This window comes from Cyclobacterium xiamenense (genome assembly GCF_900109255.1).
In the GTDB taxonomy this organism is placed as follows: domain Bacteria; phylum Bacteroidota; class Bacteroidia; order Cytophagales; family Cyclobacteriaceae; genus Cyclobacterium; species Cyclobacterium xiamenense.
Genome location: NZ_FNZH01000003.1, coordinates 808,853 through 830,562 on the forward strand (window position 1 = coordinate 808,853; position 21,710 = coordinate 830,562).

The 21,710-nt window shown below is 41.8% G+C and carries 17 protein-coding genes; 15 read left to right on the top strand and 2 right to left on the bottom strand.

Features of this window, described 5'->3' with window-relative positions; translation table 11 throughout:
- The first annotated feature begins 75 nt into the window (after positions 1–75).
- Positions 76–432, top strand: a complete 357-nt coding sequence (locus tag BMW71_RS13070) for a hypothetical protein (protein ID WP_241684955.1) — start codon at positions 76–78, stop codon at positions 430–432.
- On the opposite strand, the gene BMW71_RS13075 is transcribed toward BMW71_RS13070, so the two are convergent.
- On the bottom strand, positions 422–2,209 hold the full coding sequence (locus BMW71_RS13075) for a glycoside hydrolase family 15 protein (protein ID WP_092174576.1): 1,788 nt from the start codon (positions 2,207–2,209) through the stop codon (positions 422–424). The two genes, BMW71_RS13070 and BMW71_RS13075, sit on opposite strands and share 11 nt — an antisense overlap.
- 123 nt (positions 2,210–2,332) lie before the next feature.
- The gene (locus BMW71_RS13080) at positions 2,333–2,839 is read right to left on the bottom strand and encodes a UpxY family transcription antiterminator (protein WP_092174925.1); all 507 of its coding nucleotides are present in this window, start codon (positions 2,837–2,839) and stop codon (positions 2,333–2,335) included.
- 392 nt (positions 2,840–3,231) lie between these two features.
- On the opposite strand from BMW71_RS13080, the gene BMW71_RS13085 reads away from it, so the two are divergent.
- The 14 genes from BMW71_RS13085 to BMW71_RS24125 all read left to right on the top strand — a co-directional run bounded on the left by BMW71_RS13085 (position 3,232) and on the right by BMW71_RS24125 (position 20,867).
- The gene (locus tag BMW71_RS13085) at positions 3,232–4,227 is read left to right on the top strand and encodes a mannose-1-phosphate guanylyltransferase (RefSeq protein WP_092174578.1); all 996 of its coding nucleotides are present in this window, start codon (positions 3,232–3,234) and stop codon (positions 4,225–4,227) included.
- 7 nt (positions 4,228–4,234) lie between these two features.
- Positions 4,235–5,185 (top strand): GDP-L-fucose synthase family protein, encoded by a 951-nt coding sequence (locus tag BMW71_RS13090; protein WP_092174581.1) that lies wholly within the window; start codon positions 4,235–4,237, stop codon positions 5,183–5,185.
- A 169-nt stretch (positions 5,186–5,354) separates the two neighbouring features.
- The gene (gene gmd, locus BMW71_RS13095) at positions 5,355–6,494 is read left to right on the top strand and encodes a GDP-mannose 4,6-dehydratase (RefSeq protein ID WP_092174584.1); all 1,140 of its coding nucleotides are present in this window, start codon (positions 5,355–5,357) and stop codon (positions 6,492–6,494) included.
- A 601-nt stretch (positions 6,495–7,095) separates the two neighbouring features.
- On the top strand, positions 7,096–9,702 hold the full coding sequence (locus BMW71_RS13100) for an SLBB domain-containing protein (RefSeq protein WP_177179634.1): 2,607 nt from the start codon (positions 7,096–7,098) through the stop codon (positions 9,700–9,702).
- A gap of 70 nt (positions 9,703–9,772) precedes the next feature.
- The gene (locus BMW71_RS13105) at positions 9,773–10,888 is read left to right on the top strand and encodes a Wzz/FepE/Etk N-terminal domain-containing protein (protein WP_092174586.1); all 1,116 of its coding nucleotides are present in this window, start codon (positions 9,773–9,775) and stop codon (positions 10,886–10,888) included.
- A 582-nt stretch (positions 10,889–11,470) separates the two neighbouring features.
- Entirely contained in the window at positions 11,471–12,673 is a 1,203-nt protein-coding gene (locus tag BMW71_RS13110) for a UDP-N-acetylglucosamine 4,6-dehydratase (RefSeq protein WP_092174589.1), read from the top strand.
- Positions 12,674–12,675: 2 nt separating this feature from the next.
- Positions 12,676–13,818 (top strand): LegC family aminotransferase, encoded by a 1,143-nt coding sequence (locus BMW71_RS13115; protein WP_092174591.1) that lies wholly within the window; start codon positions 12,676–12,678, stop codon positions 13,816–13,818.
- Entirely contained in the window at positions 13,805–14,431 is a 627-nt protein-coding gene (locus BMW71_RS13120; RefSeq protein ID WP_092174594.1) for an acetyltransferase, read from the top strand. The genes BMW71_RS13115 and BMW71_RS13120 overlap by 14 nt, the downstream gene beginning before the upstream one ends.
- Complete coding sequence (neuB, locus tag BMW71_RS13125) at positions 14,428–15,456, top strand: N-acetylneuraminate synthase (RefSeq protein WP_092174597.1); 1,029 nt, start codon at positions 14,428–14,430, stop codon at positions 15,454–15,456. The genes BMW71_RS13120 and neuB overlap by 4 nt, the downstream gene beginning before the upstream one ends.
- Positions 15,453–16,574 carry a UDP-N-acetylglucosamine 2-epimerase gene (gene neuC, locus BMW71_RS13130; protein ID WP_092174599.1) on the top strand — a complete coding sequence of 374 codons (1,122 nt, stop codon included), beginning with the start codon at positions 15,453–15,455 and terminating at the stop codon, positions 16,572–16,574. The genes neuB and neuC overlap by 4 nt, the downstream gene beginning before the upstream one ends.
- Positions 16,561–17,610 carry a nucleotidyltransferase family protein gene (locus BMW71_RS13135; RefSeq protein WP_092174602.1) on the top strand — a complete coding sequence of 350 codons (1,050 nt, stop codon included), beginning with the start codon at positions 16,561–16,563 and terminating at the stop codon, positions 17,608–17,610. The genes neuC and BMW71_RS13135 overlap by 14 nt, the downstream gene beginning before the upstream one ends.
- Positions 17,610–18,296, top strand: coding sequence for an acylneuraminate cytidylyltransferase family protein (locus tag BMW71_RS13140; protein ID WP_092174605.1), 687 nt, complete (start codon positions 17,610–17,612; stop codon positions 18,294–18,296). Before BMW71_RS13135 ends, BMW71_RS13140 begins: the two co-directional genes overlap by 1 nt.
- A gap of 1,017 nt (positions 18,297–19,313) precedes the next feature.
- Entirely contained in the window at positions 19,314–20,492 is a 1,179-nt protein-coding gene (locus tag BMW71_RS13145) for an O-antigen ligase family protein (protein ID WP_092174607.1), read from the top strand.
- 150 nt (positions 20,493–20,642) lie between these two features.
- The gene (locus BMW71_RS24125) at positions 20,643–20,867 is read left to right on the top strand and encodes a transposase (RefSeq protein WP_177179635.1); all 225 of its coding nucleotides are present in this window, start codon (positions 20,643–20,645) and stop codon (positions 20,865–20,867) included.
- The last annotated feature ends 843 nt before the right edge of the window (positions 20,868–21,710 follow it).

Consider the following 21,710-nt stretch of genomic DNA (forward strand, 5'->3'; position numbering starts at 1 on the left):
TTTGCTTGATTTATCCATTCAAATTGGATTTATATGCCAGTAGGTCCTAAAAAATGTCTCAGTTGTGGTAAACCAGTGGCGGGTAGGATTGACAAAAAGTTTTGTGACGATTATTGCAGAAACAGCTACAACAACCAGATGAAGTCAGGGAGCAATAACCTGATACGCAACATCAACAATGCATTAAAAAAAAACCGGAATATTTTGGCGGCCATCTTGCCGGATTCGGAAGACACGGCGAAAATATCCCGGGAAAAGTTACTCGAGCAAGGTTTTATTTTTAAGTACCGCACCCATACCTACACGAATAAAAAAGGAAACGTTTACGGCTATTGTTACGATTATGGCTACCTCAGGCTAGAACAGGATTGGATCCTGGTTGTTCGAAACAAGGAGGATCAGCGGGAAAAGCTCGGTTCGTTTAAACAATGAAATTCGGTTTATCCAGTTTTTTGTCAATACGATAGGCGGCGTTCAATAATCCCACGTGGCTGTAGGTCTGCGGAAAATTACCCCATTGGCTGCCGGTATGCTGATCCACGTCTTCAGAAAACAACTTAAGATGGTTACAATAATTGCTTAACGTTTCAAATCCTTCCATGGCTTCGTCCAGGCGGTTTACACAGGCGAGTGCCTCGATGTACCAAAAGGCACAGATCAGAAAGGTGGTTTCCGGCTCTCCGAAATCGTCCTGGTGCTTGTAGCGGTAAAACAAGAAATCTTTGGCAAGGAGATCTTCTTCCAAAGCTTTTAGGTGGTTGTTAGCGCTTTCGATGTCTTCTCCAAAATACCCCATGGTAATCATCTGAAGGGTACTGGCATCCATATTCTTCGTGCCAATGGCTTGCGCATACGCTTTCCTCTCCGGGATGTAACAAGCCTCAATTTTACGGATTGCCTTGTTTTTGAGTTCGATCGCTTTGGCTTTCATTTCATTGTCTGAAAGGCGCTCTGCAATCTTAATAGCAGCGCAGGCTCCTGCCCAATGGAACAAAAAGGTATAGCAATGTTCCTGTTTCAAGTTACGGAACTCCCACAACCCCGCATCTTTTTCGTCCATCGTTTCTTCTATTTTGTTCAATAGGTTATAGATAAACGGTTTGGAGTGGCTCTTTTCCGACTCGATGAATCGCTTGTCAGCATATAGGGGCAAGAGGGTCACGAGTACCTGTCCGTACAGGTCATTTTGTACGTGGGTATGCGCCTGATTTCCGAAACGAACCGGCTTGTTTCCCAGGTACCCGTCCAGGTCCGCCACCAGTTCGGGTAATTTGGAAGAACCCGTGATGGCGTATAGCGGTTGGTAACGGCCCTTTTCATCGGTTGGCAGGTTTTGGATGAATTCAAAATACCGTTCCAATTCCTCAAAATGCCCCAAATGGTTAAAGACATTGAGTGTATAGTACGCATCGCGCATCCAGCAATACCTGTAATCCCAATTTCTCGTGGAGCCCGGGGACTCGGGTAGGCTTGAGGTGGAGGCGGCGATGATTCCTCCTGTGTCTTCGTATTGGTGAATTTTTAGCACCAGGGCAGATCGGACCACCAGGCGTTGAAAAAAATTCGGGATGCTGGTTGATTTCACCCAATTCCGCCAGTATTGACAGGTGGCATTTAGGAATTTTTCAATGGTGCTTTCTATCGGTGCCTCCAGGGGTTTTCCATAGGTAAGCACCAGGTATACGGTGCGCTGCAACCGAAAATCCTGTTCTTCCATAATATACGTAATGGAACAATTGGTCGTCAGTCGAACATGTTGGTCCCTCCCGATGTATTCGATATGGTTACTGCCAGGAACGCGCGTGAGTTGGCGTTGTCCGTAATCCGATACGGGCAGGCAGTTGATCTTGATTTTCGGTTCACCTCGCAGGGGTTCAATTTTCCTGACCAACATGGAGGGCTTAAAGTACCGGTCGTAATTGTAAAACCGGGGAGCAAAATCCGTGACTTTATAGGATTCTCCGCCGGAGGTCTCGATATAGGTTTCGAGGATATTGGTGTTTTCCATGTAGGACTGCCTGGAGGTAAATCCTCCATTCTGAGGAAGTACCGTAAATTCGCCTCCTTTTTCTTTGTCCAGCATACTGCCAAACAGAAAATCACTGTCAAAGCGCGGCATGCAGAGCCAACTGATGTTGGTGTTTTTTTCAATGTGTGCGATAAAACTGCAGTTACCTATCAGGCCGGTACCGTATGTGTGTTTTTCCATGGTAAAGCTGGTTACGTGTCGAAAAGGTACCTGTCCCAGACCTTTTAATAAAAAGGAAACGAACAGGCAGTTATTTTGGCGAAGTTATTAAAATCAAGGTTGAATGATAATGAATTTGGATTTTTATTCGCGAATCACCTCCAAAAATTTTCTAGGCACTTTCACGAGCATGCTTTGGTTAATACTCGGAATTCGTATGATGAAATAATCCTGGTTGGACTTTTGGATGCATTCTCCCGTTACTCCCTGAAGCGGGCCACCCAGGATATGGACCATTTCCCCGTGTTCGATCGTGCCGGTATCCACCTCAACGGCCACCCCGGTTTCGATCACCCGTTGGATGGCATCTATTTCGTTTTGGTGCACCACGGCATGTTCTCCAGAAAAGTTGATGAACTTTACCGCACCACTCACTTGAAGCGACTCCCAAAGCCGCTCCTTGCTGGTGTAAACGAACAAATACCCGTTGAACAATGGTTTTTGTACCTTTTTTTTACGATCGCTCCATTGGCGTATTTCTTCAATTATTGGCAGATAAACCTTGATATTTTTTTCCTCTAGTCGTTGAGCCACTTTTTTTTCTGCTCGGGGAGCAGTGTACATGACGTACCAGTGCAACTTTTCGTCCATAGTTTTTTGCATTAAAAAAACGAAATTACCGAATTATTTCGGTAACCCTTCATTCGTATGCGATAATTTTTAGCCTGATTTCCCCTACCCCTTCAAAACAAGATCCAACCTTCACTTTGGTGGCACTTAATATAGTTAATTTGTATTTCAAATTAATTTTTACTGTTTTAATTTTTTTTTATTTACTTTTGGCTTGTGATTGACTGGTTCGGGGCATTGGAAGCACGACTGCCCTAATCGACTTAACCACAAATTTATAGTATGGCTGCTTTTTTGCGTGTTTGGCGAATCCGTAATTGAAAAAGCCAGGTTAGATTTTATTTGAACGATATTTTGTAGATACAAAGCCGGAATTGACTACCGGATTGTGAGAAATAGCAAACAAAGAACGCATGAAAATCGTCAACGTGGTGTTGTCGGGTGGCGTAGGGAGTCGGCTTTGGCCACTCTCCAGAAAAAGCAAACCCAAACAGTACCTGCCCATTTTTGACGGGCAGTCCCTTTTTGAAAAAACCGTTTCGCGAAATGCATCCGTTTGTGATCAGGTGATGGTGGTAGGAGGGGTGGATAACTACCAATTTTCCAGGCAAATTCTAAACGATAAAAAGGAAGGTTTTTTGGAATTGGTGGAGGCAACCCCCCGGAATACCGCTGCCGCCATTGCCTTTGCTGCGTTTTCATTGCCTTCCGATTCGGTCATGCTCGTAACACCTTCGGATCATTTAATAGGGGATCAGGCCAATTACGAAGGAGCACTCGCTGAGGCAGTACGCCTTGCGGAGCAGGGTTTTCTGGTGACCTTTGGTTTGACGCCCACCCGGGCCGATACCGGATTTGGGTACATCGAACACGAAGGAAACGAGGTGCTGAGCTTCCGCGAAAAGCCCAATGAACGGACCGCTCAGGGGTTTTTGGAGAAAGGCAATTTTCTTTGGAATAGTGGCATGTTTTGTTTTTCGGCGGGCACCTACCTTCAAGAGCTTCAGCTCCACGAACCCGAAGTTTTCGAAAAGTCCCGGAAAGCGCTTGATGCAGCATCAAAAGGGTTTTTGCCCTTAGACTTGAGCCGTGAAATCCCATCCATTAGTGTGGATTATGCGGTAATGGAAAAATCCGATAAAATAAAAGTTGTCCCTTCCAGTTTTTCCTGGTCAGATATGGGATCTTACGAAGCCTTGTTCGATTACTTTCCGGAAAACAGCAAGGAGCGCCATGGAAAAAACCTGGTGCTGGGTGCAGGTAGCAAACACGTGGAATTTTTGGGTGTGGAGGATGTGATTTTGGTGGAGACACCGGACGCCATTTTGGTACTGAACCGGGCGCGGGCACAGGATGTTAAAAAGATTTACGAGAAATTAGAAAAAGAAAATCCGGGATTGGTAAATTAATAGTCAGATGCACAAGCATAGTAAAATATACATCGCAGGACACAAAGGAATGGTAGGGGCTGCCATCTGGAGAAATCTGGAAAAAAAAGGGTACCAGCAATTGATTGGGGTAAGCCGACAAGAGTTGGACTTAAAAAATCAAACCGAGGTAAGCCGCTTTTTTGCGCAGGAAAAGCCATCGGTAGTGATCGATGCCGCAGCCAAAGTAGGTGGGATTTTGGCGAATAACAACCATCCCTATCCCTTTTTGATGGACAATTTGGTTATTCAAAACAACCTGATTGAGTCTTCCCTGGAAGCCGGTGTCGAAAAGTTTATTTTTCTTGGAAGTTCCTGCATATACCCCAAAATGGCGGAACAGCCGCTTCGGGAAGAGGCCTTGCTTACCGGCTCCCTCGAGCCGACCAATCAATGGTACGCGCTGGCAAAGATTGCGGGTGTGAAAGCCTGCGAGGCCATACGGAAGCAATACCAAAAGGACTACGTAAGTCTAATGCCCACCAATCTCTACGGACCCTTTGATAATTTCGACCTGGAGACCTCGCATGTGCTGCCCGCGATGATTCGGAAATTTCACGAAGCGAAGGAGGCGGGTGATCAGCCCGTCAAACTCTGGGGATCCGGGACACCTCTTCGGGAATTTTTGCACGTGGACGACATGGCGGAGGCCGTTTGTTTTGCCATAGAAACCACCTTTTCTGAAAACCTCTACAACGTAGGCACTGGGGAAGACTTGACGATTCGTGCCCTTGCGGAGTTGATTCAGAAAATCACGGGGCATCGGGGCGACATCATTTGGGACAGCAGTAAACCGGACGGGACCCCCAGGAAGTTAATGGACGTTTCCAAAATGACACAAGCAGGCTGGAAGGCGAGCATCGGTTTGGAAGACGGAATCAAGTCAACGTACCAATGGTTTCTAGAGAATCAAGCTACGTTTAAAGAAGTAAAGATTTAAAGGGCTACCATGTACCGCAAAGTTCAACACAGCGTACCACTGCTTAACTATTGAATAAAGTCTGAGTGAAACACTGCGTAAACCCCATGTAACTTAAAAAGTTAAACAAAAATAAAACCACCGTGTCACGCTGAGTCCAACTCAGTGTACCACGGTGAAACTTAAGACCATGAAAACAGCATTAATCACAGGAATTACCGGTCAGGACGGGGCTTACCTCGCCGAATTACTACTATCCAAAGGCTACACGGTACATGGAGTCAAACGAAGAGCCTCTCTTTTTAATACGGATAGGATTGACCATTTGTATCAGGATCCGCACGATGACAACAAGCTATTGTTTTTGCATTACGGGGATTTGACAGATTCGATGAACCTGACACGGATCATCCAGGAAACCAAACCGGATGAAATCTACAACCTGGCTGCCATGAGCCACGTGAAGGTGAGTTTTGATACGCCGGAATATACGGCAAATGCCGATGGTATTGGCACGCTTCGGATATTGGAAGCGGTTCGTTTACTTGGCATGGAAAAAACGACCAAGGTCTACCAAGCTTCGACTTCCGAATTGTACGGACTGGTGCAGGCAGTACCCCAATCCGAATCCACGCCCTTCTATCCCCGATCCCCCTATGCCGTTGCCAAGCTGTACGGCTATTGGATCACGGTCAACTACAGGGAGGCCTATGGCATGTATGCGTGTAACGGGATCTTATTCAACCACGAGTCGCCGTTGAGAGGGGAGACCTTTGTTACCCGTAAGATTACTCGTGCGGTGGCGAAGATAGCCTTGGGGCTTCAGCATGACCTGTACATGGGCAACCTGGATGCAAAGCGAGATTGGGGGCATGCCAAGGATTACGTAGATGCCATGTGGCGCATCCTGCAGCAGGCCGAGCCAGAAGATTACGTCATTGCTACGGGCGTGACCACCAAAGTGAGGGATTTTATTAAAATGGCTTTTGAAGAGGTGGGCTTTACGCTGTCTTTCGAGGGTGAAGGAATCGACGAGAAGGGTATCCTGGCAGACATCGACAAGGAAAAAGCCTTTGATATACTTGGAACTTCTCACTTTAAAGTAAAGAAGGGCGACGTGCTAGTCAAGATTGACCCGGCTTATTTCCGGCCAACCGAAGTTGATTTGCTTATTGGTGATCCGACCAAAGCGATGACCAAGCTCGGCTGGAAACCGAAGTATGATTTGAAGATGCTGGTGGAGGACATGGTCCTTTCGGATGTAAATTTATTCAAGCGCGACATCCATTTGTTGAAAGGTGGGCACAAAGTGCTGAACCAGGCGGAGTAGTCCACCGAAACGTACCAGAAAAGCAAAGGAGGAACCAGGAATCGATTCCTCCTTTGCTTTTTTTTATTTCGTTCGTTCGCATTCGCCTCTCGTTCGGTGACGTTCGCAAATACGGAAACGCAGGTTAGGCGCTTGTTATTAGTAGCGTCCAAAAGACAGAAGATAGGTCTGCTTGTAGTAATGCCGTTTTCTATGCGGAGCCTGGCTGTTGCCTTACTACTACCGTTCGACCGAATCGGAAAAAGGGGAGCGGGGAGGAACCGTAACTTCGAATCGGATCACGCGTGTTCGCCCATCTCGCTTGGGTGGAATCGAAAGAAATGATTAGATTTGTGGCTTAATTTATCCGGGGCTCGGAAGTACGAGAAGGGGGCAGTACGTAGCAACTGGAAATCCGAAAATCCCAGGATACGGCCGCTTTTTTTGAGTAGCCAGTTTTCAACGTTACCTCAGCGGTTTCGGGAGGGTAAAAGGTGTAAACGCCAGGATGATCGCATCAATGCTCCCGTCAACTCGTCCGCAGGCTGTGGCTGAGGAGGCGAAGCTGTATCCGGTAAGACAAATCGATCTTTTTAGTACCCTAAAAAAATTACAGTAGCGCATGCAAATTACTCGTTTGTTTCTGACTCGATTTTTATTGATTTTAGTGTTGCTGGTTCACACCGGAATTCTCCTTGCCCAATCCTTGCAGGACATTCAAAATATAAAAGCAGATGAACTTACCGATGCTCAGGTAGAGGAGATTATCCGTAGAGCGGAGAGCTCCGGACTGAACGAGCAACAGATTCTGTCGATGGCGAGGGAGCGAGGTATGCCCGCTGGTGAAATCGCCAAACTACAGCAGCGAATTGTTTCCATTCGAAGTGGTAGAATGCCTTCTGGGGGGTCAAATCAAGAAGGTTCAAGCCTGGAAAGAGTGGTGGCGGATGGCGTTCAGCAGCCGGATTCCAGAGAGCGACTACGCGAAGATACATTTCGCAAGCTGAGTTACACACAGAAAAAAATCTTTGGCTTTACACTGTTTCACAACCGTGAACTAAATTTCAACCCCAGCTTATCGATTCCCACTCCGCAGAATTACGTTATCGGAGGGGGGGATCAATTGTTGATCGATATTTACGGTGCTTCCCAGCAGTCGTACGATGTTCAGGTAAGTCCCGAGGGGACGATACTCATTCCGAATGTAGGGTCGATACAGCTGTCAGGAGCAACGATCGCAGCGGTAACCGCACGGGTCAAATCAGCACTCACAAAAATTTATTCGGGTTTGGCAGGGCCTGATCCAAATACCTTTATGGAGTTACGGCTCGGAAATATTCGAACGGTCTCGGTTGCGATGGTAGGTGAACTTAACAAACCTGGGAATTACACGCTGCCGTCTTTTGCTTCTCCATTTAATGCACTTTTTGTCGCAGGAGGGCCGAATGAAAACGGATCTTTCAGACATATTCAGCTCTATCGGGATAATCGGCTTCTCCAGGAAATCGACGTCTATGATTTTCTTGTCAGCGGTCGAAATACAGCGAATATTGTGTTGAGAGACAATGACGTGATTATTGTTCCCCCGGTACGAAGTAGGGTGGAACTTATCGGTCCTGTTCGTAGGGAAGGCTTATTTGAAGTCAAGCCAGGGGAGAGTCTGACGGACCTGCTTAGGTTTGCGGGAGGTTTTACTTCTGATGCTTATCAAGATAGGATTACGGTTACGCGTAACACGTCGACTGAAATGAGAGTGGAGGATGTAAGTGCTGCTGTATTTGAGCGTTTTATTCCGCTTGATGGAGATACGTATAGGATTGGAAAAATCCTCGATCGCTATGAAAATAGGGTACAGATAGCTGGAGCCCTCATGCGCCCCGGAACCTATGCCCTCCAACCGGGAATGACAGTTTCTCAACTAATCGAAAAAAGTGGCGGTTTGCGAGAAGATGCGTTCGTCAATCGAGCGACAATTTATCGAACCAAGCCCGATTATTCCCTGGAGATTGTATCGGTGGATATCCATGCAATACTTGACGGAACAGCGGAAGATGTTCCTCTAAGGAGAGAGGATGTGTTAAATATTCCGAGCAGGTACGATATTCGGGAAGAGTATTACATTAAGATTTCCGGTGAGGTTAACAAACCCGGTGCATTTGCCCATGGGGAAAATATGAACGTGGCAGATGCTGTTTTAAAAGCTGGGGGATTCAAAGAGAGTGCCTCGGCCTCTCAAATAGAAATTGTACGGAGAGTGAAAGACGATGTGTCGGGAAAACTCGCCGAGATCATCTATGTCAACATAGACAAAGATTTAAAAATCAGTGGAAACGGCGGGGAAACCGTATTGCATCCCTTTGATCACATCATCGTACGTAAAAGTCCAGGCTTTCAGCAGGAGCAACTAGTTCGGGTAGAAGGAGAAGTGTATTATCCGGGGGAATATGCGCTTGTTACGGTTGATGAGCGAATTTCGGATGTTGTCAAGCGGGCAGGTGGGCTCAATCAATTTGCGTTTGCAAGAGGAGCGACATTGATTCGAAAAAATGAGTTTTACGAAGCACCAACGGAAAGCGAAATCAAAACAAAAAATTTAACATCGGTAAAGGGTAATATTTCCAGAGATAGTCTGGAACAAACCGCCTATGATCGAATTCTTCTGGACCGGATTGATCAAAAATTGTTCGAAAATGAAGCCAGCGGGAAAGGGAGGAACGGTACGTTACTCTCTGCGGAGTTTCGGAAGCAAACCATCCAGACGATTTCAGAGCAGGATTCGGTAGTGATTGAAGTCAAGACCCAAGAAATGGTAGGAATAGACCTGGAGGCCATACTTCGAAATCCACGAGGGCCCGAGGATTTGATACTTGAGGAAGGTGATGTCTTATCCATTCCAAAGGAGCTTCAGACCGTCCGTATGCGTGGGGAATTGCTTTACCCGACCACAGCCAGGTACCGCCCCCAGGCAAGTTTCAGGAATTACATTTCCAGGGCAGGTGGATTTACAGATCGTTCCCGGAAGTCAAGATCCTATGTAATCTATGCAAACGGAGATGTTCGTAGAACAAACAGGTTTTTATTTTTTACATTTTATCCGAAAATCGAACCTGGGGCAGAAATCATCGTGCCCAGAAAACCGGAACGTCAACCCTTGTCTGCGCAAAGTTGGATAGGACTGGCGTCCAGTTTGGCAACGCTAGCCATCTTGGTGAATAACATTACGCGGTAACAGAATCCGTCCATACCCATTGACTCTCGGGTGAATCGGCACAATCGACTACACTACGCAACTTATCAGTATGTTACATACAGCAAAGACAAATTCTAATCAGGATGATGATGAAATAGATCTCCTTGCTCTCGCAAAGACCCTATGGTCCAGTCGCAGAAAGGTACTGGTAATTGTACTTGCTTTTACTTTTTCGGGGCTTGCTATCGCCTTTCTATTGCCCAAAACGTATACAGCTTCCTCGACCTTTATTCCCCAAACTGCAGATTCAGGCAAAGCGAGCGGAAGTCTTGGTGGGCTGGCTTCCTTGGCCGGTATTAGCTTAGGTGGAATACCGGGCGGGTCTGAAGTCCCACCTGCACTGTACCCCAAATTTGTTTCTTCTACTGCTTTTCGGCAGGCATTGTTGGATGCGAAAATTTCCCTTCCTGGGACAATTGAAAAAGTTAGCTACCGGCAATATTTTGTAGCTATTCATTCTCCCGGCCCTTTGGCTTTAGTTAAGGAATATACGGTGGGATTACCGGAAAAGATTCTGGGTGGCTTGCGGGCTACAAAGGAAGATATGGATCATTTGGAAATCGATACAGGATTTTTACGAATCAGCAAAGAAGAAAGGAGGTTGTTTACTATCCTTGAAGAGCAATTGACGGTCACGCCCAATGAAGAGGAAGGTTTTGTGACAATTTCTTTTGATATGCCCGATCCGGTCATGGCTGCTCAGATGGCCTCCTATGCGGAAGCGCTTTTACAGAAAGAAGTCATTTCCTATAAAATTCAGAATGCTCGGGAGCAATTGAAGTTTACAGAGGAACAGTTTGAAGAAAAAAAGATCGCTTTTGAAAAAATTCAGGCCGAGTTGGCTACATTTAGGGATAGAAACCAGAACATCATTTCCGCTTCCGTTAACAATGAATTACAGCGATTGGAGGCGGAGTACAATTTTGCGTTTACAATTTACAGCGAGTTGGCTAAGCAATTGGAGCAGGCGAAGCTACAGGTTTCTAAGGATACGCCGATTTTTTCCATCATCGAACCGGTGACGATTCCCACTGAGAAATCTGGACCCAAGCGGCCATTTATTCTGGCGGTTTTCTTGATATTGGGAGCTATAGTCGGTGTAGGATACGTTTTCGGTATCGAATTTGTAAAACGGGTTCAGGAGCAATGGAGTGCACTTCGGTAGTATGTTAGTATTTCCTACAAGCAGTGCAAAACTGCCGATTTATCAGGGAAAGAATTACCTAAATATTTCGCAGTCCGCGGCAGCCAAATTTAATTCCTACCTTATTAAAAATTGTAGCCTGTCCTACATAGCAGTAAATTTTTTTCTGTGATACGAATCGTAATATAGAATGGTTAAAAAGAGTTGCGATATCAAGAAGAAGGTTACGAGATCTATGAAGAAAACCGGAAAAAAAGTATCAAACAGATGATACTCGTAGTCCAAAACGGGATCAAAGCGGGCTACCAATTGTATCTTAACCCCGATTACATCGGTTATTGGTGATTAACCGAGCTAAAAATCATGCTTAATGGATAGCGAATAAGGAGGCCTTGGGGAAGATTTGCCGACGGTATCTACACCTATAATGAATCGTTTATTAAGCGATACTTTCAGGAATTGTATGACAAATAGTCTGCAATTATTTTGCCTATGGTGCGTAATTTTTTTCGAAAACCGAAACAAGTCGAATAACCAAGCCGTTTTTAAAGGCCGATTAAGTTTTGGACTGATTTTGATGACTCAGACTTAAAAAAAAAGGTAATGGATATTTTAAAATTAATTGGAAGGAATAGATTTCTTTTTGATCTTGATATTGATCAAAACGAGAAATTGCTAAGCCAAAAAGTAGAGAGCTCACATTTTTTGGTAATTGGTGGAGCTGGGTCTATAGGCCAAGCTGTTTCTAAGGAAATATTCAAGCGAAAACCAAAGAAACTCCATGTGGTCGATATCAGCGAAAATAATTTAGTAGAGATGGTAAGGGATATTCGGAGTTCTTTGGGGTATATAGATGGGGATTTCAGAACCTTTGCATTAGATATTGGCTCTCCAATTTATGATGCTTTCATAGATGCTGACGGAGAGTATGATTACGTGTTGAATTTATCGGCACTTAAGCATGTGAGAAGCGAGAAAGATCCGTATACATTGATGAGAATGATTGAGGTTAATATTTTAAATACCCTCAAAACAATTAGCCAATCTAAGATAAATGGCGTGAAGAAATATTTTTGCGTTTCGACGGATAAGGCAGCCAATCCCGTAAACATGATGGGGGCATCCAAGCGGATCATGGAATTGTTCCTGATGAGAGAAAGTAAGAATATTTCCATATCTACAGCAAGGTTTGCCAATGTGGCGTTTTCTGATGGGTCTTTACTTCATGGTTTTAATCAACGGATACAGAAAAGACAGCCGATTGTGGCCCCAAACGACATCAAAAGATACTTTGTGACCCCACAGGAATCCGGCGAACTCTGTTTGATGTCCTGTTTGCTTGGCGAAAATAGGGATATCTTCTTCCCCAAACTGAGTGAAAAACTCCATTTGACAACATTTGCAGAAATAGCCGTTAATTATTTAACGCAATTGGGGTACGAGCCATATATTTGCGAATCAGAAGAAAAAGCCCGTCAGTTTTTCAAAACCAATACCCAATCATCTGCAAGTCTTGACCACTACTGGCCTTGCTACTTCTCCCAAAGTGATACTACTGGAGAAAAGGATTTCGAGGAATTTTTCATGGAAGGTGAGGTATTGGATTTCGATAGATTTGAAAATCTAGGTATCGTAAAAAGCAGCCTACTCTACAACGAGGAAAAACTCAATTGGTTCCTTTCCAAAATCGAAGTATTATTAGAAAGAAAGCGATGGGATAAAGCTGATCTGGTAAACACCTTCCGGGAGTTATTGCCTGCATTCGATCATAAGGAAAAAGGGAAATATTTAGATGCTAAAATGTAAGTATGGGTTTTAAGGAAACCATCCAGTTTATTCGTGATAAATTCGACACTAAAGATTTTATCAATTTGCATGCTCCCATTTTTAAGGGCAACGAACGCAAGTATGTGTTGGACACGTTGGATTCTACATTTGTTTCTTCAGTTGGATCGTATGTGAATTTATCTGAAAAAATGATTGCTGAAATTAGCCAAGCTAAAAGAGCTGTAGCTGTGGTCAATGGAACCGCAGGTTTACAGATAGCACTACAATTAGTTGGCGTCCAAAGAGGGGACGAAGTGATTACGCAAGCCCTAACCTTTGTTGCTACAGCAAATGCAATTCACTATAACGGAGCATTCCCCGTTTTTTTAGATGTAGATTACGATACCATGGGATTATCTCCCAGTGCTGTTTCGGATTTTTTGGAGGAGTTTGGAGAACGAAGGGATTCCGGTACCTTCAATAAAAAAACCGGAAGAAGAATTAGCGCCTGTATGCCCATGCATACCTTTGGTTTCCCTGTAAACCTGGATGACCTTTTGAAGGTCTGCAAAAAATGGAATATACCGGTTGTTGAAGACGCAGCTGAATCCTTAGGGAGTTTTTATAAAGGAAAACATTCGGGATCTTTCGGTAGGATAGGCGTGTTCTCCTTTAACGGTAATAAGATTGTTACTTCGGGAGGCGGAGGTATGATTGTGACAAGTGAGGAGGATTTGGGAAATTTGGGTAAACATTTAACAACGACAGCCAAGGTTACCCATTCATATGAATACGTACACGATCAAATCGGATATAATTTTAGAATGCCGAATCTAAATGCGGCCCTCGTCTGTGCACAACTCGAACAATTGGAAAGCTTTTTAGCGAGCAAGAGACAGCTAGCCAACGAATATGCAGATTTTTTTGAATCGCAGACAATTACCTTTAGAAAAGAACTGGAGAACACGCAAGCAAATTACTGGCTGATGTCCGTCGAATTGGAAAATCTACAAGAACGCAATGCATTTTTGAAAGTTACCAACGATTCGAAAATTATGACCCGCCCTATATGGCAATTAATGTATCGATTGCCCATGTACCAACGGTGTTTCAGGGATGGGCAAAGGAATGCTGAGTTTTTGGAGGAACGGATCGTAAACATACCAAGCAGTGTCAGAAGCTAAGTCTGTATTTCTTTTTGGATATTCTGGTCATTCATATGTCATTATCGAGTCGCTTCTGGATGCAGGCTATGTTATTGGAGGCTATTTTGATTTTCAACGAGCCGAAAGAAACCCGTATGAACTTGAATATTTTGGATATGAGGGAGAAGTAGATGTTAAAACGATAGTAGGAAATGATCTGGTTTTCCCATCCATTGGAGAGAATCCTATTAGAAGAAAATTAGTAGATATTTTCGAACACCATCGACTGAACCAATTTGTAGCCATTGATCCAAGTGCCCAAGTTTCCAAAACTGCCAGCTTAAACTATTCAACTTATATAGGAAAGAATGTTGTAGTGAATGCGCAATCAGAAATCGGAAAAGGTGTGATATTAAATACTTCCTGTATTGTAGAGCACGAGTGTGAAGTTTCTGATTACGCACACATTGCGCCGGGTGCTGTACTTTCTGGCAATGTTTACGTAGGGACTGAAAGTTTTGTTGGAGCCAATGCAGTAGTGCGACAAAATGTACGAATAACTTCTGGAAACGTGATCGGTGCGGGAAGTGTGGTCCTATCGGATGTTGAAGAAAAGGGGATTTGGGTCGGTAATAAACTGAGGAAATTATGAGTAATAAACGTGTGATTGTAATTGCTGAAGCTGGAGTAAACCACAACGGAGACATAAATAAAGCCCTGGAGTTAATAGATGTAGCTGCCGAAGCCGGTGCCGATTTTGTAAAATTCCAAACGTTTAAGGCAGAGAAAATAGTAAATCCTACAGCCCAAAAGGCAGAATATCAAAGAAATAACATGAAATCCGGTGAGGATACCCAATTAGGTATGCTTAAAAAGTTGGAAATGGGAGAGGATTGGTATCCTAGGCTGATTGAAAGGTGCCAAACGAAGGGCATTCGGTTTCTTTCGACAGGTTTCGACAATGAAAGTATTGATCTTTTAGATAAATTGAAAATTCCTTTTTATAAAATACCTTCAGGAGAAATTACGAATAAGCGTTTTTTACAGCATATAGCCAGAAGAGGGAAAGATATTATTTTGTCCACTGGCATGGCTACTTTTGAGGAAGTTAAAGCCGCATTAGCGGTGATCACTCAAGAGGGTATAGAAAGGGATAGAATCACCATTCTGCACTGCAATACGGAGTACCCTACACCCATGGAAGATGTCAACCTGCTTGCCATGAATCATATTGCCAACGAGTTGGGTTTAGATGTAGGATACTCAGATCATACCTTAGGTATAGAGGTTCCCATTGCAGCAGTGGCCCTCGGAGCTACTGTAATAGAAAAGCATTTTACTTTAGACAGGGATTTGCCCGGTCCTGATCATGCGGCATCTCTTGAGCCCGATGAGTTGAGAGCTATGGTTAAGGGAATCCGGAATATCGAAATGGCGATTTCAGGCTCTGGCACAAAAGAACCAAGTAGAAGCGAAAAAAAGAACATTACAATAGCGAGAAAAAGCCTTCATCTTAAACACGATGTCAAAAAGGGACAATTAGTAAGCCAGGACGATTTGATTGCTCTTCGGCCAGGGGATGGTATTTCTCCTATGGATATTGATGAAATTCTTGGGAAGAAATTTTTGGTTGATTTACTGGGAGGTACCAAACTCTTAAATGAACACTTGAGGTGATAAAGGTCGGTGTTTTGACGAGTTCACGTGCAGATTACGGGATTTATTTGCCGCTGTTGAAAGCGATGAAGCAGGACGATGAATTAGATCTAAAACTCATCGTTTTTGGAACACATCTTTCGAAATTTCACGGATATACCCTCTCCGAGATAGAAACTGATGGTTTCGGAGTTTATAAAAAAATTGAATCTTTGCTATTAGGTGATTCTCCAAATGCTGTTTCATCGAGCTATGCATTAACCTGCCTAAAATTTTCTGAGTTTTGGGAAGAAAGTCAAGGGAAGTTTGATTTAGTTTTTGCGCTTGGGGACAGGTTTGAAATGGCAGCAGCAGTAGCAGCCTCAGTGCCATACCAAGTGAAAATTGCCCACCTTCATGGCGGCGAAACTACTCTGGGTGCGATTGATAATGTTTATAGGCATAGCATTTCCCTGTCTAGCACCATTCATTTTGTGTCTACTGAATCATTTAAGGACAGGCTAATTCAATTGTTAGACAATAAAACTGCAAGAATTTTCAATGTTGGATCGCTTAGTTTAGAGAATCTAACTACGCTTAGGTTGCTGACTTTAAATGAATTTCTGGAAAAATGGGGTATAGATCTACGCATTGACACCATTTTGGTCACCGTCCATCCTGAAACTGTATCTTTTCGTCAAAATGAAAAATATTGCGAGCAAGTGTCTTTGGCTTTGGACCAGCTTTCAGCCAGGTACCAGATTGTGATCACGATGCCCAATGCTGATACTTCTGGAACGGTATTTAGATCGGCTTTTGAATTGCTGAGTAAAAAACATGATAGTATCAAATTAATTGAGAATTTTGGTACTCAATCCTATTTTACATGCATGAAATACTCTAGGTTAATGATTGGAAATACCTCAAGTGGGATAGTTGAGGCCAGTTCTTTTAGAAAATATGTTTTAAACCTAGGGGACAGGCAACGCGGTCGATTGTCCGGGCAAAACGTAATTCACATTCCTTTTGTTGCTGAAGCTATTGTCGATACAGCAGAAAGGTACCTGCAAAGAGAATTTAATGGCGTTAACCTTTACTACCAACCCAACCCATCTAAAAAGATATTAGATATAATTAAAGAATACAATGCAACCTTTTGAACGGCATATTGCGAATATTGACATTCCTGTAAGAGAGTCCCTAAAAAGGCTGGATATTCTTGCTTCAGATGCTATACTTTTTTTGGTGGATGATAATAATACCTTGCTAGGGTCTTTGACAGATGGTGATTTGAGGCGTGGTTTTATTAATGGTATGAGTTTTGATGATCATCTTTCTGAATTTATCCAGCCCAATCCCAAGTTTATACAGAAGGGAAGGTACAATCTCAAAGAAATTATAGAACTCAGAAAAAGACATTTTACCGTTTTTCCGGTAGTAAATACCCACATGCAGGTCATCAATGTCGTCAATTTCAGGCATCAAAAGTCTTATTTACCGGTGGATGCGCTAATCATGGCTGGTGGAAGGGGTGAGCGATTGAGGCCACTAACGGATACTACACCAAAACCACTCTTAAAAATTGGTCAAAAGCCAATCATTGAATACAATATAGATCGTCTGAATCTTTATGGAATAGATGATATATGGATTTCTATTCGATATTTGGGGGAACAATTGGTTGACTATTTAAAAAGTGGCGCAGAGAAGTCAATTAGAATCAAGTACGTTTGGGAAGAGATTCCTCTTGGAACAGCAGGTGCTCTTGCATTGATAGATGACTTCATTCATGACTATGTATTAATGATGAACTCTGATTTGCTCACAGATATTGATTTCGAGGATTTATTTCTGTTTTTTGAAGAAAATGAAGCTGATTTTGCGGTTGCCTGTATTCCATATCAGGTAAATATACCCTATGCCGTTATGGAAACTGAAAATAAAGTTGTTAAAGGTCTTAAGGAAAAACCGATATATACACATTATTCCAATGCAGGTATTTATCTAATGAAAAGAGAAATTTTAGATAAGATACCGAAAGACACTGTTTACAACGCGACTGACTTAATGGAACGGTTGATAGAAGAAGGTAAAAAAGTTGTAGCATATCCGTTGGTAGGGTATTGGTTGGATATTGGAAAACATGAGGATTACAATAAGGCCCAGGAAGATATTAAACATATAAAGATAAGTTGATGTTGGCATTGATACCTGCTAGAGGTGGTTCAAAACGATTGGAGAACAAGAATATTAGGGCTCTAAACGGCAAGCCTTTAATAGCTTATTCAATAGAAGCAGCTATTGCGGCTATTGGAGTATCCAGAGTAGTCGTAAATACAGATGATATGGAGATTGCCGAGGTGGCAAAAAATTATGGAGCGGAAGTTCCTTTTATGAGACCGGATTACCTAGCCCTAGATAGTTCTAAGTCCAATGATGTTTTCCGGTTTGTTTTAAATGAGCTTTATAGAACAGAGGGGGTTTCATATAATGAGTTAGTAGTTCTCCAGCCTACTAGCCCATTGCGGGAGAGTGAAGATATTGATAATGCAATCAAACTTTTTTCTTTGAAGAACGCTGATTCGGTAATTAGTTATTGTCAGGAACATCATCCCATTAAATGGCATAAGTACATTACAGAGGAAAATAAGTTTTTAAATATTTTTGATAAATCTATTGGAAATATGCAAGATGGAAGAACTTCCTATTTTCCTAATGGAGCAATTTATATTCTGAAATCTGATCTGATATTTAAAGATCTTCAGTACACTGATAATTCCTATGCTTTCATTATGGATAGAAATAAATCAGTTGATGTTGATACGATTGAAGATTTTGAATTTGCTGAGTGGATTATAAAGCGAAAAAATCATCAACTATAAATTATAAGATATCTTTTGCTATTCTTTTGACTCGCTTATTTAAGTAGGATTGATTTGATAGTTAATTTTTACATCTACCGGGTTGTGTGCAAAGGAAAGTAGGCTAAAAGTGGTTTGGTAACCGAACCAAATTGCTCCTGCTTAAAGCTCAGTGAGTGGTTTTTTCTTGATATCTAACTTTACTGTCGAATAAAATAGTATTTCAGCGCCTCTATTTTTTTCTCGGAGATAGTAAATGTTGTTCGTCGTATACCAGGCTTTGTAATTACAGGTCAAATACGTAAGAATGGTTTATGAAATCTTAGGTTCGATTTAAATGCATGAAGGTAAAATCATTTCATGCAATGGAAACTATTTTAAAGTTGTCAAATAATACCTAGTCTACCGGCTATAGTTGATATTTTACGAATGTAAGGTCTATTTTGTCGGCCAATTCGGTGTAATTTTGGCCAATTACTGCCTATTGGATCGTAGTATTAGAAATTTTGAAAAGAAACCCTTAGGTAAGGTTAGTATTTCCGTTTTAAGTATCGCCGTCCTCGATGAAATCGCTAATTTAGAGGTGCTAATGGCAATGTGTTATATAGTTCAATTTTGACCGAACAAGTCATTATTATTTGCGTTAGCTATGGAAATTTTTATTTATTTATAGACGACTTATTCCAACTTATAAATAAGATAATAGGTGATGTTTTTCTTGAATATATGTTTAATAAATAATAAGTTTATATATTTTCTAAAATAAGGTTAAATATAGTCTATTATTACTATAGATTATCCCTAAATCGAGAATCCATATTATGTTTTAGTTAACAATTTTTAGAGATATAATTATTACTATTTTTAAAACTTTATTATAAATTTATAAAAAAAAACAGTTAGAAATAACTCTATCCCTTATTTGAAAATTACGTTCAGCAATTGAATATTCTATGCATATTTTCATTTAAAACCGATATTATAATTATTAATAAGATCAAAGCATTTTTGCTAATTAACTAGATTTTATTGAATTTAATGTTTAAAGTAAAAAGAGATTTTTTTTATGCATTATTGATTTACATTACCTCCGTAGCTCAAATGCCGCAGGTAATGTTTTATTTTGTAATAATGTTAATTGGGATTTATCACTTTTTCAATGATTCAAGGAAATTCACACTGGATAAGCCGGGGGTAATTCTGATTATTTTTATAGTAGGTTCAGTAGTTTCATTTCTTTTAGGGAAAGTCTTTTATGGAGCGAGTTTTATGTTTAAAGACTACGAGCGCTCAACCGATTTATTTCCGTTTACAATTTTGCTTCTGGGTACCATTTTTTTTTCTAAGCACATGTCATTTGACACGATGCGCTATTTACTGTATTTTATCTTGTTTGAGGCCATTATAGCTGTAATTGAATATTTAATTGGCATTCAATACCTAATTTACCCAGGTGATTTAGGCGGTGAAACTAAATTCGGAGAAACTGATCTACTTTATTATAATCGGGTTTTTGGTTTAAGTCCAAATGTGAGTGTTTTAGGATTAAAGCTAGTCGTAGGTATTGTCTTTTCGATGTTTTTGTTTGAAATGAATAAAATATCTAAAGCTCATACCTATTTGTTTATACTAATAATCTTAATCGCTTCGATATTATCCTTCCAGCGGACCGCTATTTTAACTGTTTCTGTCTTTTTTTGTTTTTATTTTCTACCGTGGTTATTTGAAATAAAATTTAAATATAAAGTTTTTTTAATTTTTATTTTTGTCCTTTTTGTTCTTTTGGTTGTTTCAAATAGTAACGAAATATTGTTCCAATTTACCAGAGGAAATCCGACTGACTTTAAGGATATACGCGCTATCGTGTTTGGTGTATATATTGAATTTATTTCTAACAACCTGATTTGGGGCAATTATTCTGAAAAAATCTATATGTCATTTGCGGGACATAGTTATCATGCTCATAACTCTTATTTACAGTTTATTGCTACAGTTGGGATGCCTTTGTTTTTTGTTTGGATTCTGTTTTTTACGAATTTAATTAAAGGATCGAATTTTGTTTTTATTTTACCTTTTTTATTTTATTCGCTTGCCCAATACGGTATTTTTTGGGGCTGTTCACTATTCGATATATCGATGTATAGTCTAATTTTTCTTTCAAAAAAAGAATCAGCTAATGCTTCAAATGATTCTAGAAAATTAACGGTTGTGGCCTAGCTTTTCTCGTTCGTTAGATTGGTAATATTTTTTAAGATTAGTTGTTGGCTAGTTCGTCTCGTAGTTATTAGCGCGTGGTGCTTAGTTGGTTTCCTCTTTGAACAGGTTAAAGCTAGAAATTTCAACTTTGTCTTAATTTACACGAACAAATTGATTGAGAAACGGATCATTAGAAACCTCAAACTACAGGAAGAAGGCATCAAAAGGAAAGAAATACGGCGGAAGCATGGAATTAATAGTTGCTCGTTTTACGCTTGGTGGAAAAAATACGCAGCGATGGAGGTACAGGTACTCCGTCGTCTCAGAAGTCTGGAGGAGGAAAACAATCGGTTTAAAAGAATTGTCGTTACCAAAGCCTTGAGATTGACTTTATAGAGGCTATTCCATCAAAAAAGGCCTGACGCCTATGCAAGAGCAAGAAGCCGTTCCTAGCTTAGACACACCTGCCAAGTAGTCCATGTATGGGTGCGAAACACCATTTCGGTTTCCAGAACCAAAGAAGAATGCTGAATAAAATACTGGGAAAGGATGCGTGATCAAAGGGATGATTAAGAAGGTCATAGCTTGTAGCAGAATAGGGAGAATCAAGGTGGTCTGCTAGGTAATGAAAAAGTTTATTCATATTAGTCGGAGTATTAGCAGGCTAGTGCATGAGCTAAAAGGGCTTCAGCTTGTATAAGTGATAGAAACGAAGAGTAAAAGGCCAACGCGCTCATCCGAGATCCTGATCCCTCTGGTGCCAACGAGTAGTGGGCGATAGACAACATGTCTGATTTCCTAGAAAACGGTAGGATAGTCAGGATACTGAATGTGACCGATCACTTCGATCGTGCGTGCAAAGGAATGACGACAGCCCATAGCTTACCGTTAGGACGTTTGATAGACCCACTGTAGCAGATCATAGACATTCATGGTAAACCCAAAAGCATACGAACAGATATTGGGGCAGAGCTTCGAATCGAGAGATTCCGTCAATGGATAAAAAAATAAGCAATTGAATGGTCCCCTCTCTAGAAAGGAAACCTGAGCAAAATAGGATTGTGGAACGCTTCGACAGGCCTTTCTGTAACGACATACCAGATGACTGCTTGTTCACATCCCTAAAATAGCAAATGACAGACCAATGGGCAAGTAGGATATAGTGCACAGGCCAAATCAGGCGCTAGGATATAGAACACCAACCGTTTATGCAGGACACGGTTTTCTGCAGGGATCAAA